This window comes from Nocardia sp. NPDC051833 (genome assembly GCF_040681225.1).
Classification (GTDB): domain Bacteria; phylum Actinomycetota; class Actinomycetes; order Mycobacteriales; family Mycobacteriaceae; genus Nocardia.
In genome coordinates this window covers 178,083-191,882 of the sequence record NZ_JBFAYK010000004.1, presented here as the reverse complement: position 1 = coordinate 191,882, position 13,800 = coordinate 178,083, and the positions used below count along the sequence as shown (strand labels likewise).

Here is a 13,800-nt window from a genome sequence, read left to right as displayed (position 1 = left end):
TGGGGCCGCCTAGAGTTGACTGATTGTGCGGGGCGATGCGGAGGGGGACGGCCGAGTTGCCCTCGCGGTGCGCCGGTGCGCATTCCGTCGGCGCAGGCCGAGCGCCTTCGGCGTCTATTGGAAGCTGGCGCGGGCCGGATTCAAACGGCAGGCCCAGTACAAGCTGGCGATGTTCGCCGGGCTGTTCACCAACTGCGTGTTCGGTTTCGTCCGGGCGGCGGTGATGGTGGCCGCGGTCCGCGCGGCCGGTGATTTCGGCGGCTACGACGAGGGCACCATCGGCGCCTACGTGTGGCTGTCGCAGGCCTTGCTCGGCGCGACCCAGTTCATGGGGCCACCGATCGACCTGGTGGAACGGATCAAATCCGGTGACGTCGCGATCGATTTCCTGCGCCCGGTCGACGTCCAGCTGGGCTACCTGGCCACCGATATGGGCCGGGCGGCCTGCACCTTCCTGCCCCGCGGCGTGCCGAGCATCATCATCGGCGCCGCGACCTTCGGGCTGTCGATGCCGACGACGCCGGTGGCCTATCTGCTCGGCCTGATCAGCGTGCTGCTCGCGGTGGCGCTGTCGTTCCTGTGCCTGTTCGCGGTCGCGCTGATCGGGTTCTGGGTGGTGGAGATCCGCGGGATCCGGGTGCTGTACCAGATCGTCGGCACCTTCCTGGCCGGGCTCTTCGTCCCGGTCCACATGTTTCCGGACTGGTTGCGGACGATAGCGATGGCTACCCCGTTTCCCTCCATCCTCCAGGCACCGATCGATACGCTGTCCGGGCGGGTCGCCGGCATGGACGCCTTGCTCACTGTTGCGGCGCAAGGCTTCTGGGTGCTGGTGATCGGACTGCTCGGCAGGGTGTTGCTGCGGGCGGGACAACGCAGGTTGGAGGTACAGGGTGGCTGAACCGGATTCCGCGCGCATCGTGGCCGGGACCTGGTTCACCCCCTATCTCGCAGTATTGCGTTCGCGTGTGAAAGCACAGCAGGTGTACCGGCTCTCGTTCGCCACCGAGGTGTTCAGCGCCTTCCTGATCGGCCTGGTCGAGTTCGCCGAGGTGTGGGTCATCTTCCACAATGTCGGCACGCTCGGCGGGCTCGACACCAACGCGGCGCTGCTGCTGTTCGGGCTGTCCAACACCTCCTTCGCGCTGGCCCAGGTGCTGGTCGGGCACCTGGACTCGCTGCCGGCGATGATCCGGATGGGCACCCTCGACGCCTATCACCTGCGCCCGCAACCCCTGTTGCTGCAACTGATCACCAGCGATATCTCGCTGCGCAGGCTCGCGCGCGCCGCCGTCGCGGTGATCGTGCTCGGGGTGGGGCTGTGGCGCAACGAAATCGACTGGGGCATCGCCCCGGTTACCTTGATCGTGATCACCCTGATCAGTGGAATTGCCCTGTTCTGTGGCCTTTTCGTATGCGCGGCGGGACTACAGTTCTTTCTGATCGACGGTGCCGAGCTCACCAACAGCTTCACCTACGGCGGATCCTTCGCCGCGATGCAGCCCGCTTCGGTGTTCCCCGCGCCGCTGAAGCTGTTGTTCGGGTTCGCGATACCCGTCGCGTTCACCGCCTACGTGCCGACGATAGCGCTGCTCGGTCTCCCCGGACCGCCGCTGTTGCCCGCGTGGTCGGCCTGGTTGACACCGGTGGCGGCGGCATGGGTGTGGTTACTGGCCTTCGCAGCGTGGCGGATAGGAACGAGGCACTATCAGGGAGGAGGGGGATAGCGATGGAGGACGAGTACGGCTCCGCGGAGCCGATCATCGACATCGACGACCTCACCCGGCAGTTCACGGTCTACCGCAAGAACGGCAGCCGCTGGCGCAGACACCGGGACACCATCACCGCGGTCGACCGGATGAGCTTCCGGATCGAACGCGGTTCCGCGGTCGGCTATATCGGCGCCAACGGCGCGGGCAAGTCGACGACGATCAAGATGCTCACCGGCATCCTGGTGCCGACCACCGGCAGCGTCCGCACCTGCGGGCTGGAGCCGGTGCGCCAGCGCAGGGAACTGGCCGCGCGGATCGGCGTCGTGTTCGGGCAGCGCTCGCAGCTGTGGTGGGATCTGCCGCTGCACGAGTCGTTCTCGATCCTGGCGGCGATCCACCGCCTCGATCCCGACATCGCCGACAAGCGCACCCACGAACTGGTCGAACAGCTCGAGATGGCCGACACCCTCGACACCCCCGTCCGCCAGCTCTCGCTCGGCCAGCGCATGCGCGCGGAAGTGGCCGCCGCGCTGCTGCATTCGCCGGAGCTGGTGATCCTGGACGAGCCGACGATCGGCCTGGACGTACTGTCCAAACAACGATTACGCGAGTTCTTGCGCGCGGAACGGATCGAGCGCGGCACCACGCTGCTGCTCACCACCCACGACATGGGCGATATCGAACGGCTCTGCGATCGCGTCCTGGTCGTCGATCACGGCAGGCTGGTGTACGACGGTTCACTGGCCGGGCTCGGCGCCACCGTCGGCGCGCGCCGGGTACTGGTGGTCGACCTGGCCGCGCCCACACCGGATCTCGACGATCTGCCCTGCGGGGCGCAGCTGCTGTCCAGTGAGGCGGGCGGCATGCGCCAGCGCCTGGCCTTCGACGCCGAACACACCACGGCGGCGGCGTTACTGGCCGCGGTGTCGGACCGGGCGCAGGTGCGCGACCTGTCGATCGAGGAACCGGGCATCGAGGACGTGGTGCGCCGGATCTACGAATCGGCGCGCTGAGTCAGCTCGGCGCGTTCGGCGTGCCGGAATACAGGCTGACCTCGCCGTTCTCGCCGAGAAAGGCGTTGACCAGCATGATCCGCTGCGCCTGGAGGTCGCCGGGCTCCGGCGCGCTGGTGGTGATCGAGATCTGCGGTATCGCAGCCCAGTTCACCACGTAGCGTTCGGGCGGGCCGTCGTCGTCGGACAGGCGCGCGAGCCGGAACACCGAGACCGCGCGGCGCTCCATCAGGTCGCGCACGACGTCGGCGATTCGCTGCGGGTCTTCCAGCGCGAACAGGAACCCGAAGGTCAGTTCGGGTGAGGACACATAGGCCGGCACATTTATCGAGGTTAGTGCATGCGGCGGCATTCGCGGTGGGTACGGTCCCGCCGATTGCCGGGAATGTGCGGATGGGTAACACGGGAGACGTCTCGTGGTGACCCCGCCGTAACGGTGCATAACAATTTCCGCAGACCGGGCGATTTGTACACCATACTATTGCGCGGTCGCGCCGAATCGCGCTTTCCTGAGAGGGTCCCGATTTTTCCCCGGGTCGTCTTCCTCGCCGCAGCGTCGCGGATATTCGTCGACGCCCGGGCGGGGCTACGCCGGTGCCGGGGAGTGCACCTCCCCCGAATCCTCCCCGGCTCTGGCGTATCCAAGCACGAAATTCAGCGTATTCAGGGGCGTGCATCATGCCGTTCGATCCCGGCCATCGTGTGGATGCCACGCAATTCCCGCCACCCTCGGCGCTGTTGCGGGCCTTCCTGGAATCCACCGACCCCGACCCGGCGCGGCACCGGGTCCTCGAGGCCGCGAATCGGCTGGCCCGCTGCCACGACCGCAGGCACCAGGCGATCGAGGCGGCCCGCGCGCCGGAGGCCACCAGCGGCCGGATCGCGGCGTGCGGCAAATTGATCGACCAGATCGACGGCGACCGCGCCACGCTCATCGACCGCATCGACGAGTGGGTCGCCGCCAATGTGGCGCACCGGGCGGGCGCCTCGCTGCACACCGAGACCCTCGGCGCGGTGATCGACCGGATGGCGGCGAAATGGATCGCCGCCCAGCGGGCGCTGGGCGGCGATCCGGTCGAGAAGACGACCCCGCGGCAGTGGGAGGCACGCACCCATCTGCACTGGTGCCGGCTGGCCGAATTGACCGACGGCTACCGGGATCTGATCACCGATGTCACCGAACACCGCAGGCGGCTGCCGGTGTGGTGAGGATCAGGCCTTGTCGCCGGGAACCGGCTCGGTGACCTCGGCTTCGACCTCGACCTCGACCGCCTCGACGGGCTCGTCCTCGGTCTCGGCCTCGACGAACTCGGTGTAGGCGCGCTCGGCGTCGAGCTGCTGCTCGGCGTCGCGGCGAGCCGCCGCGGCGGCCTCGTTCATCTCGATCGCGTCGGTGATGAACTCACCGATCTCGCGCGCGACCTCGGCGACCGCCCCGGTGATCAGCGTGGCGATATTGCCGACGTGCCTGGCACCGGAGGACGTCAATTCCTGGACAAGATCTTTGTTGCTTTCGAATTTGCCGACCATTTACACGCCCACTTCGGTTGCCTTCCGATTACGCATAACGATAACACTGGGCTTGGGGGCCCTCTTGACGAAGCGATCCGGCACCGAGAGCAGGAAGATCTTGGCCCACACCGAGCCGATCTGCTTGGAGAAACGGCCGGTGTTGTACGGCAGGCCGTACTTCTCGGCCAGCGCCTTCACCTCGGGCGCCATCTCCGGGTAGCGGTTGGCCGGGATGTCGGGGAACAGGTGGTGCTCGATCTGGTGCGACAGGTTGCCGGACAGGATGTGGAACAGCTTGGAGCCCTTGATGTTGGCCGAGCCGAGCATCTGCCGGACGTACCACTCGCCGCGGGTCTCGACCTCGGTCTCCTCCTTGGTGAACGTCTGTACACCCGAGGGGAAGTGACCGCAGAAGATGATCGAGTAGGTCCACAGGTTGCGCACCAGGTTGGCCGCGGCGTTGCCGGCCAGGGTGTGGAAGAACAGCGGGCCGGTGAGCAGCGGGAAGGCCACGTAGTCCTTGACGACCTGCCTGCTAGCCTTCTTGGCCTGCCCCTGGAGCAGCGGCTTGATCTCGGCCCAGGTGCGCTTGCCCTTGACGATGTTGTCGAACTCGAGGTCGTGGAGCATCACGCCCCACTCGAAGAAGGTCATCAGCAGGAAGGCGTACACCGGGTTGCCCAGGTAGTACGGGTGCCATTTCTGGCCCTCGTCCATGCGCAGGATGCCGTAGCCGATGTCGCGGTCCATGTCGTGGACGTTGGTGTAGGTGTGGTGCATGTAGTTGTGCGAGTGCTTCCACTGGTCGGCCGGGCAGACCGTGTCCCAGTCGAATTCGCGGGAGTTGATGCCACGCTCACGCATCCAGTCGTACTGACCGTGCATGACGTTGTGGCCGATCTCCATGTTGTCCAGGATCTTCGACACACCCAGTGCCGCCACGCCCGCCAGCCAGAACGGCGGCAGGAAGCCCAGGTACATCAGGCCGCGGCCGGCGATCTCCAGGCCGCGCTGGGTCTTGATGATCTTGTAGATGTAGTCGCGGTCGCGTTCGCCCAGATCGGCTTCGACGCGGGCGCGCAGTTCGTCGAGCGCCTTGCCGAGCTCTTCGACCTGGTCCGGGGTCAGGATGACCGGGCCGTCTTTGCCTTCGGTGAGGATCGTCATGTCGGTATCTCCCCTTGGTTGGTTTCTCGGTACTCGGTGTCTAGAGGGCGATGTCGACGTCGCCGACGGCCGTGTTCACGCAGATCTGGATCTGCTTGTCGGGATCGGCGTCGAGCTCGCCGGTGCGCAGGTTGCGGGTGCAGCCGGAGACCTTGGTCGCGGTGCAGGAGAAGCAGATGCCCATCCGGCAGCCGTATTCCGGGGTCAGGCCCGCCGATTCGGCCTGCTCGAGCAGCGACGCTCCGGTGTTGTCGGCGGCGACGTCGCTGCCGGAGAAGGTGATGGTGCCGGTGGCCTCGGCCGGGTCGGCCGGCACGGTGGTGAGGGTGAACTCCTCGCTGTGCACCCGATCGGCGAGACCCTCGGCCTCGAAGATCGTCTGCACGGCCCGCATCAGCGGCGGCGGACCGCAGACGAAGGTCTGCGCGTCGGCGAACCACGGTGCGACCCGCTCGAGCTCGTCGTAGTCGAAGAAGCCACTGCCGGTGGAGGTCTCACCGTCGACGACGGTGCCCGGCTCGACCGGGTAGCGGTACTCGATCCGGAAGTTCGGCCTGCGGTTGGCGATCGCGGTCAGCTCGGCCCGGTGCGGCACCATCTCGGGCTGGCGCGCGTAGTGCAGGAAGGTGACTTCGCCGGTGAAGCCCTCGGCATCGAGCGTGCGCAGCATCGACAGCACGGGGGTGATGCCGCTGCCGCCGCTGACCAGCAGCACCCGGTCCGGGCGACGCTCGGGCAGGGCGAACACGCCCGCGGCGGGCGCCAGGTCGACGACCATGCCGGGCTTGGCGTGCTCGTGCAGGTAGTTCGACACCAGCCCGCCCGGGTGCGCCTTCACGGTCAGCTGGAGGAAGCGGTCGCCGCGGCTCTCCGGATCGATCGGCGAGTAGCAGCGGGTGTGCCGGACACCGTTGATCGAGACACCGATCTGCACGTACTGACCCGCGCTGTGGCCGCGCCACTGCCGGGAGGCGCGCAGGGTGAGCGTCACCGAACCGGGCACCGCGTGCGAGACATGGGTGACCTCGGCGCGCAGCTCCCGCGCGGTGAGCGCGGGCGAGACCAGCTCCAGGTACCGGTCCAGCGGATGCGGCGTCGTCAACGTCTGCACCAGGTCGATCAGTCCCACCATGCGTCTTGCCCCTCTGCGGAAGTTGTGCGGCATGCGATTCACATTTCAGTGCACGCCTGTACACTCACCAGTGTGCCGGATGGACCCAGCCCGCTGTCAACCGGCAAAGATGTGAGGCGGGCAACATATCCAGGGAAGCGACTATGGTGAACGGATGTATGCTCACCGATGTGACTGAGCAGGCAGGAACCCGCAACGAGCGCAAGGCGCACACCCGTGCGGCCCTCCTCGAAGGCACCCTGACGCTGGCCGCCGACCGCGGATTCGCGGCGTTGAGCCTGCGGGAGATCGCCCGCTCGGCCGGCATCGTGCCGACCGCGTTCTATCGCCATTTCGCCTCGCTCGACGACCTCGGCGCCACGCTGGTCGACGAGGGCGTGACGGCGCTGCGCCTGGCATTGCGCGAGGTCAGGCGCAAACCGGACGCGCATCTGGCCGATACGGTGCGGTTCGTGTTCGAGCAGGTCAGGGCCAAGCGCGCACTGTTCGGCTTCCTCATCCGCGAGCGCCACGGCGGGCCCGCCCCGCTGCGCCAGGCGATCGCGATGGAGATGCAGCTGATCGTGCGCGAGATCGTGGCCGATCTGTCCCGGCTGCGCGCACTGGACACCTGGAGCACCACCGAGCTCGAGATCGCGGCCGACCTACTGGTCACCACGGTCACCGACGGGATCGCCGCCTACGTCGCGGCGACACCGCGCGAGGAGTCGGCGGTGGTCGAACGCACCGTCATGCAGATGCGCCTGATCGCGCTCGGCATCGGCGGCTGGGTTCCCAAAACCGCTGACTGAGGGATGTTTCCGGGGCTGTGGCCGCATGCGGTCCATGGTGTAACACACCCCACATGCCGCACAGCCGGAATTTCAGAGTACGGGCGTACACACAGTGCGGGCCGCCCCGTTCTGGTGAACCACCACTACGCCGCGGTCACCGTGGACGCCGGCGCGCGCACCGGCAGCAGGACGAGCAGACCCGCCGCCAGGACGACGAGCAGTCCGGCGATCCCGGCCCGGTCGCTGTGGAAGATCGACACGAACACACCGAACAGCAAGGGCGCGAGGAACGAGACCGCCCGCCCGGTGGTGGTGTACAGCCCGAACAGCTGACCCTCCCGCCCCGGCGGCGCCAGCCGCGCCAGGAACGAGCGCGCCGAGGCCTGCGCGGGCCCGACGAACACGGTGAGCGCGAGCCCGAAGATCCAGAACATCAGCGAGCCCGACACCACCAGCAGCACCAGCCCGCACGCGAGCATCCCGATCAGCGAGGCCACGATCACCCGCTTGGGCCCGAGTCTGTCGTCGAAGCGACCCGCCGCGATCGCCGCCGCGCCCGCCACGACATTGGCGGCGATGCCGAACAGCAGCACATCGGCGTCGGCGAAGCCGTACACCTGCACCGCGAGCACCGCGCCGAAGGTGAACACCCCGGCCAGCCCGTCCCGGAAGACCGCGCTGGCGAGCAGGAACCACACCGTGTGCCGGTCGCTCGCCCACAGCTCGCGCACATCGCGCCACAGGACCCGGTAGGAACCGAGCAGCCCGGCCCGCGCCGCGCCGGGGTCGGCGGTGGTGCGCGGGAGTTCGGGCACCGCGAACAGCACCGGCAGCGCGAAGACGGTGAACCAGACCGCCGCCAGCACGATGGCCAGGCGCACGTTGAGCCCCTGATCGGTGGGCATGCCGAGCACGCCGCGGGTGTCGCCGTCCCCGGCCAGGAACCCCACATAGCAGATCAGCAGCAGCACGATGCCGCCGAAATAGCCCATCGCCCAGCCGAATCCGGAGACCCGCCCGACCGTGGCCGGCGTCGACACCTGCCGCATCATGGCGTTGTAGGGCACACCGGCCAGCTCGAACACGGCCGAGGCGAAGGCCAGCAGCGCGAGCCCGAGCCACAGATCGTGGTAGTCGTCGTGGACGAAGAACATCAGCGACATCGCGCCGACGGTGAGCGCGGTCAGGGTCGCCAGCGCTCGCTTGCGGGAACCGACCGCGTCGAAGTACTGCCCGCAGACCGGCGCGGTCAGCGCGACGACCAGGCCCGCCGCCGCCAGCGCCCAGCCCAGCCAGGCGCTGGCCGGGGTGTCACCGGGCAGGTCGTCGCCGACCTTGTCGGTGAGATACACCGAGAACACGAAGGTCAGCGTGACGGCCTGGAACGCCGAGGACCCCCAGTCCCACAATCCCCACGCCACTACCTGCCCGCGCCCGGCCGCCTCGCCGACGGTCTCGGCCGCGTTCACCTCGGTCATGGCCGAAGCGTAATGGGGATCACGGCTCGCGGCAGGACACATCGGCGTTTCGGCACGCCGTCATTCATATGAACCTGGTTGCATAGTACCGAGCGTTCCGGATACCCTCGTCCCATGGCACTGGAGCACGCGCTGCTGGTCTCGCTCAGCGAACGGGCCGGCTCGGGCTATGAACTCGCTCGCCGATTCGACAAGTCGATCGGCTATTTCTGGAGTGCCACCCACCAGCAGATCTACCGGGTACTCAAGCGTATGGAGGATTCCGGCTGGGTGACCGTGGAATCGGTCGCCCAACAGGGAAAACCCGACAAGAAGGTGTACTCGGTGGCCGCCGCGGGCCGGACCGAGCTCGCCCGCTGGATCGCCGAACCCACCGAGTACAGCCCGTCCCACGACGAACTCGGCGTGAAGATCCGCGGCGCCGCGCACGGCGATATCGACGCCGTGCTGGGCGAGGTGGCCCGCCACCGCGCCCAGCACGCGCAGCGGCTCGACGAGTACCGCCTCAGCGAGAAGAAATTCTTCCCGGCGCCGGACCAGCTCTCCGGCGCCGCCCTGCACCAGTATCTGGTGCTGCGCGCGGGCATCCGCGCGGAGTCCGGCTACGTCGAATGGTGCGACGAAGTACTGCAGGCCCTGCGACCCCGAAAAGGTGACGACCTTCCATGACTTCCTATCCCCACCTGTTCGAGCCACTCGATCTCGGCCACACCACCCTGCGCAACCGGGTGGTCATGGGCTCCATGCACACCGGCCTCGAGGACCGGGCCTGGGACACCAACAAGCTGGCCGCCTACTTCGCCGAGCGCGCCCGCGGCGGGGTCGGCCTGATCATCACCGGCGGCTACGCCCCCAACCGCACCGGCTGGCTCTTGCCGTTCGGCGGCAAGCTGACCACCAAGTCCGAGGCCTACCGCCACCGCAAGATCACCAAGGCGGTCCACGCGGAGGGCGGCAAGATCGCCATTCAGATCCTGCACGCCGGTCGCTATTCCTACATGCCGACCAGTGTCTCGGCCTCGGCGATCAAGTCCGCGATCAACCCGTTCAAGCCGCGCGCGCTCTCGGCCAAGGGCATCGAGAACACCATCGACGACTACGCGCGCTGCGCCGAGCTGGCCAAGTTCGCCGGCTACGACGGCTGCGAGATCATGGGTGGTGAGGGCTATTTCATCAACCAGTTCCTCGCGCCCAGGGTGAACAAGCGCACCGACAAGTGGGGCGGCACCGCCGAGAACCGGCGCAGGCTGCCCGTGGAGATCGCCAAGCGCATCCGCGCCGCCGTCGGCCCCGACTTCATCATCGTGTTCCGGCTGTCGATGGCCGAGCTGGTGGAGAAGGGTCAGACCTTCGAGGAGATCATCGCGCTGGCCCAGGAACTGGAGGCCGCGGGCGTCGACATCCTCAACACCGATATCGGCTGGCACGAGGCCAGGGTGCCCACCATCGTCACCTCGGTGCCGCGCGCGGCGTTCGTGGAGTTCACCGCCAAGGTCGCCCGCCGGGTGAACATCCCGGTCTGCGCGTCGAACCGGATCAACATGCCCGAGATCGCCGAGGAGATCCTCACCCGCGGCGACGCGGCGCTGATCTCGCTGGCCCGGCCGCTGCTGGCCGATGCCGAGTGGGCCAACAAGGCGCAGGGCGACCGCGCCGACGAGATCAACACCTGCATCGCCTGCAACCAGGCCTGCCTCGACCACGCCTTCGGCAACAAGAAGGTGTCGTGCCTGGTCAACCCGCGCGCGGGTAGCGAGACCACGTTGCAGCTGCTGCCGACCCGGCGCGCCAAGCGATTCGCGGTGGTAGGTGCCGGTCCGGCCGGTCTCTCGGCCGCGGTCAGTCTGGCCGAGCGCGGTCACCACGTCGACCTGTTCGAGGCCGACGACAAGATCGGCGGCCAGTTCGACATCGCCCGCCGCATCCCCGGCAAGGAGGAGTTCGACGAGTCGATCCGCTACTTCCGCCGCAAGATCGAACTCACCGGCGTCACCCTGCACCTGGAGAAGCGGGTGAGCGCCGACGAGCTGATCGCGGGCCGGTACGACTCGGTGGTGCTGGCGACCGGCGTGCGCCCGCGTATCCCCAACATCCCCGGCATCGACCACCCGATGGTGCTGTCCTACGCCGAACTGGTGAAGGAGGAGAAGCCGGTCGGCAAGAAGGTCGCGGTGATCGGCGCGGGCGGCATCGGCTACGACGTGAGCGAATTCCTCACCGTCGAAGGACATCCCACCCTCAAGCTCGACGAGTGGAAGGAGGAGTGGGGTGTGGACTCCGAGGACGAGCAGGTCCGCGGTCAGCTCAAGCAGCCCAAGCCCTCCCCCGCGGCCCGCGACGTGGTGCTGTTGCAGCGCAAGTCGACCCCGTTCGGCAAGGACCTGGGCAAGACCTCCGGCTGGGTGCACCGCGCCGCGCTCAAGGCCAAGGGCGTCGAACAGGTCGGCGGCGTGAACTACGAGCGCATCGACGATCAGGGCCTGCACATCAGCTTCGGTGAGAAGCACGAGAAGCCGCGGGTGATCGAGGTCGACAACGTGATCGTCTGCGCGGGACAGGAATCGGTGCGCGAGCTGGAAGAGCCGCTGCGTGCGGCGGGCGTGGACCTGCACCTGATCGGTGGCGCCGACGTGGCCGCCGAGCTCGACGCCAAGCGGGCCATCGCCCAGGGCACCCGCCTGGCGGCGCGCCTGTAACCGCAGACCCGGTCGTCCGACGCGAGGGACGATCGCCGCACCGCCCCGTACACCGAACTCGCATCCGGTGTGCGGGGCGGTGTTCTGCGTCCACGACGATAGGCGCGGATCGCTAACCGGCGGCCGTGTCGCGCACGAGGGCGCGCAAGGCACGTCCGTCCGAGGTCTGGAACCAGGACAGATGGCCGAGCAGCCAGTCACGGTAGGCGATCTCGGCATTGCGCGGCTCGGCGGCGACACTCAGGAAGTAGTCGATCTCCGACAGCTCGTAGCCGAGATGGACCAGCGGGAGGAGGTCGGCGAGCAGCACCTGTTCGGCGGCCGCCAGCGGCCGCTCGGATCGGTAGCCCTCGAGCAGCGCGCGCACCTGCTCCGCGCGGACGTGGGCAGGCCCACCGTCCCGCAGCGACACCCAGTCCACCGCAGCGCGTTCGATCGCGGTGGCGAGGTCGAAGACGGCCGTCGTGCGGTCGGCCAGGCCGAAGTCGAAGACCGAGGTGACCTCGGAGTCCGTCCAGAGCAGATTGGTCGCGTGCCAGTCACCGTGTGTCCACAGTGGAGCGACACCGGTGAGATCGACGCGCAGATCCGGGATTTCGGCCCGCCAGTCCCGATCGGCCAGGAAACGGGCGACGGCCGATGTGCCACTCGAAGGCACGCGCGACGTCGTCGCCGTGCAGGCCGGCGACCAGGGGCCGAGCCGGTCGCGCCGGAGCGTCGAAACCCGCTGCGGCCAGGTGCATCCGGGCCATCATCGCCCCGGCGGCCGCCGCATCGGCGGTGTCACGGTACGGCGTCCAGGAGAAGTCGGCGCGATACCGGTCCTCGCCCACCCCCGCCCGCTGGACTTCGTAGACGAAGCCGGACGCGCCACCGACCGGCCGAGCGCCGAGAGTTGCCCGGACTTCGGGCACCGGGATGCCCCCGGCGCGCAGGTGCGCCATGAACCTGTGTTCCTCGGCGAGCGCGGCCAGGTCACGGAGGTGCAGCGGCAGCCGCTTCACCACGACCATGGCCCCGTCGCCCAATCGCACGCCCACCGTCGACGACAGCGGACGCGCACTGCGCCACACGATCTCGACGGGCTCGGCTCCGCCCCAGGTCGCCTCGACGGGCCCGGCGATCTCGTCCTCGGTCGGCGACGGCCAGGTCGGCGCGGCGGACGACTCATCGCCCATTCCGAACACCTGGTGTTCAGCCATCACGGCCACCGCCGATCGGCGGATCCGGCCGGAAGACGAGAGTGCGCGGCGGCTCGAGGGTGCGCGGCGCTTCGGGATCGGCACAGCGGTTCGGCGATTCGGTCGTCATGGCAGGGTCAGCGTAGGGCCACGGCGACCCGATCGACTGAGCTCGGTGCGCGACGTGGCCACCGCCCGGCCGGAACCGATCCCCTAAGCTCCCCGTGTGAGCTTGCCCTCCCCCACTGCAGACAATCGTGCCGTCGTCACCGGCGCGTCCTCCGGAATCGGCACCGCGCTGGCCGCCGAACTGGCCGGACGCGGTTACTCGCTGATCCTGGTCGCGCGGCGTGGTGAGATCCTCACCGAACTGGCCCAGCGGCTGACGCTGGCGCACGGGATCACCGCCGAGGTGCGCGCGGTCGACCTCGCCGACCGGACCCAGCGGGCGAGCCTGGTCGACGAACTCGCCGTGCGCGATATCGCGGTCCTGTGCAACAACGCCGGCATCGCCACCTTCGGCCCGGTCGCCGAGCTGGACTTCGCCTACGAGCGCGCGCAGATGGAACTCAACGCGACCGCCGTGCACGACCTGACCCTGGCCGTGCTGCCGGGCATGATCGAGCGCAAGGCGGGCGGCATCCTGATCAGCGGCTCGGCCGCGGGCAACATGCCCATCCCGAACAACGCCACCTACGCCGCGTCCAAGGCGTTCGCCAACACCTTCTCCGAGTCGCTGCGCGGCGAGCTCAAGGGCACCGGCGTCAACGTCACCCTGCTGGCGCCCGGCCCGGTGCGCACCGAGACCCCGGCGCCCGAGGACGCCTCGATCGTGGACAGGATGGTCCCCGACTTCCTCTGGGTCTCCTCCGAGTACACCGCCAAGGTCTCCATCGACGCGCTGGCCCGCAACAAGATGCGCATCGTGCCCGGCCTGATCAGCAAGGGCATGAGCGTCGCGGGGAACTACGGTCCGCGCGCGGTGACCGCCCCGATCGCCGGCGCGTTCTACAAGAAGCTGGGCGGCTGATCGCCCCCTGACGGGTCGCCCGTGTCAGCAACCCGTCAGGAACTCCGCCCGGGTGGTCAAGGACTCGTCAATACCGAGTTCAGCGGCCCACGCACGGCGTAGTCCT

General features: G+C 68.3%; 15 protein-coding genes. 8 read left to right on the top strand and 7 right to left on the bottom strand.

From position 1 onward, the window contains the following. Positions 1 to 25 precede the first annotated feature (25 nt). Genes AB0L91_RS29275 through AB0L91_RS29265 form a run of 3 tightly spaced genes read left to right on the top strand, consistent with a single transcriptional unit; the run spans position 26 to position 2,725 of the window. On the top strand, positions 26 to 901 hold the full coding sequence (locus AB0L91_RS29275; RefSeq protein ID WP_365015594.1) for an ABC-2 family transporter protein: 876 nt from the start codon (positions 26 to 28) through the stop codon (positions 899 to 901). Next, a complete protein-coding gene (locus tag AB0L91_RS29270; protein WP_218720845.1) occupies positions 894 to 1,727 on the top strand; it encodes an ABC-2 family transporter protein in 834 nt (277 codons plus the stop codon). The genes AB0L91_RS29275 and AB0L91_RS29270 overlap by 8 nt, the downstream gene beginning before the upstream one ends. Before the next feature lie 2 nt (positions 1,728 to 1,729). Continuing rightward, positions 1,730 to 2,725: an ATP-binding cassette domain-containing protein gene (locus tag AB0L91_RS29265; protein ID WP_355276906.1), complete on the top strand. Its 996-nt coding sequence runs from the start codon at positions 1,730 to 1,732 to the stop codon at positions 2,723 to 2,725. A gap of 1 nt (position 2,726) precedes the next feature. Here the strand turns inward: AB0L91_RS29265 and AB0L91_RS29260 are convergent, their stop codons facing one another. Next, complete coding sequence (locus tag AB0L91_RS29260) at positions 2,727 to 3,035, bottom strand: hypothetical protein (RefSeq protein ID WP_355276904.1); 309 nt, start codon at positions 3,033 to 3,035, stop codon at positions 2,727 to 2,729. 368 nt (positions 3,036 to 3,403) lie between these two features. On the opposite strand from AB0L91_RS29260, the gene AB0L91_RS29255 reads away from it, so the two are divergent. Further along, positions 3,404 to 3,934 (top strand): DUF4254 domain-containing protein, encoded by a 531-nt coding sequence (locus AB0L91_RS29255; RefSeq protein WP_355276901.1) that lies wholly within the window; start codon positions 3,404 to 3,406, stop codon positions 3,932 to 3,934. Positions 3,935 to 3,937: 3 nt separating this feature from the next. Here the strand turns inward: AB0L91_RS29255 and AB0L91_RS29250 are convergent, their stop codons facing one another. From AB0L91_RS29250 to AB0L91_RS29240, 3 genes are read right to left on the bottom strand one after another with little or no spacing between them, the layout of a single operon-like run. Next, on the bottom strand, positions 3,938 to 4,255 hold the full coding sequence (locus tag AB0L91_RS29250; protein WP_365015591.1) for a hypothetical protein: 318 nt from the start codon (positions 4,253 to 4,255) through the stop codon (positions 3,938 to 3,940). Next, on the bottom strand, positions 4,256 to 5,404 hold the full coding sequence (locus AB0L91_RS29245; RefSeq protein ID WP_365015590.1) for an acyl-CoA desaturase: 1,149 nt from the start codon (positions 5,402 to 5,404) through the stop codon (positions 4,256 to 4,258). Positions 5,405 to 5,444: 40 nt separating this feature from the next. Next, positions 5,445 to 6,536 carry a ferredoxin reductase gene (locus AB0L91_RS29240; protein WP_365015588.1) on the bottom strand — a complete coding sequence of 364 codons (1,092 nt, stop codon included), beginning with the start codon at positions 6,534 to 6,536 and terminating at the stop codon, positions 5,445 to 5,447. A 170-nt stretch (positions 6,537 to 6,706) separates the two neighbouring features. Between AB0L91_RS29240 and AB0L91_RS29235 the strand changes: the two genes are divergently transcribed. Continuing rightward, positions 6,707 to 7,327: a TetR family transcriptional regulator gene (locus AB0L91_RS29235; protein ID WP_355276893.1), complete on the top strand. Its 621-nt coding sequence runs from the start codon at positions 6,707 to 6,709 to the stop codon at positions 7,325 to 7,327. A gap of 125 nt (positions 7,328 to 7,452) precedes the next feature. Here the strand turns inward: AB0L91_RS29235 and AB0L91_RS29230 are convergent, their stop codons facing one another. Further along, a complete protein-coding gene (locus tag AB0L91_RS29230; protein ID WP_365015586.1) occupies positions 7,453 to 8,787 on the bottom strand; it encodes an MFS transporter in 1,335 nt (444 codons plus the stop codon). A gap of 114 nt (positions 8,788 to 8,901) precedes the next feature. Here AB0L91_RS29230 and AB0L91_RS29225 point away from each other — a divergent pair, with 114 nt between their 5' ends. Both AB0L91_RS29225 and AB0L91_RS29220 read left to right on the top strand, forming a co-directional pair. Continuing rightward, positions 8,902 to 9,456: a PadR family transcriptional regulator gene (locus AB0L91_RS29225; protein ID WP_355276889.1), complete on the top strand. Its 555-nt coding sequence runs from the start codon at positions 8,902 to 8,904 to the stop codon at positions 9,454 to 9,456. After that, a complete protein-coding gene (locus AB0L91_RS29220) occupies positions 9,453 to 11,483 on the top strand; it encodes an NADPH-dependent 2,4-dienoyl-CoA reductase (RefSeq protein ID WP_365015584.1) in 2,031 nt (676 codons plus the stop codon). Before AB0L91_RS29225 ends, AB0L91_RS29220 begins: the two co-directional genes overlap by 4 nt. A 112-nt stretch (positions 11,484 to 11,595) precedes the next feature. On the opposite strand, the gene AB0L91_RS29215 is transcribed toward AB0L91_RS29220, so the two are convergent. After that, the gene (locus AB0L91_RS29215) at positions 11,596 to 12,141 is read right to left on the bottom strand and encodes a phosphotransferase (protein WP_365015582.1); all 546 of its coding nucleotides are present in this window, start codon (positions 12,139 to 12,141) and stop codon (positions 11,596 to 11,598) included. Beyond that, positions 12,023 to 12,661 (bottom strand): phosphotransferase, encoded by a 639-nt coding sequence (locus AB0L91_RS29210; protein ID WP_365015580.1) that lies wholly within the window; start codon positions 12,659 to 12,661, stop codon positions 12,023 to 12,025. The genes AB0L91_RS29215 and AB0L91_RS29210 overlap by 119 nt, the downstream gene beginning before the upstream one ends. A gap of 229 nt (positions 12,662 to 12,890) precedes the next feature. Between AB0L91_RS29210 and cmrA the strand changes: the two genes are divergently transcribed. After that, positions 12,891 to 13,694: a mycolate reductase gene (gene cmrA, locus AB0L91_RS29205; protein ID WP_355276883.1), complete on the top strand. Its 804-nt coding sequence runs from the start codon at positions 12,891 to 12,893 to the stop codon at positions 13,692 to 13,694. Positions 13,695 to 13,800: the final 106 nt, after the last annotated feature.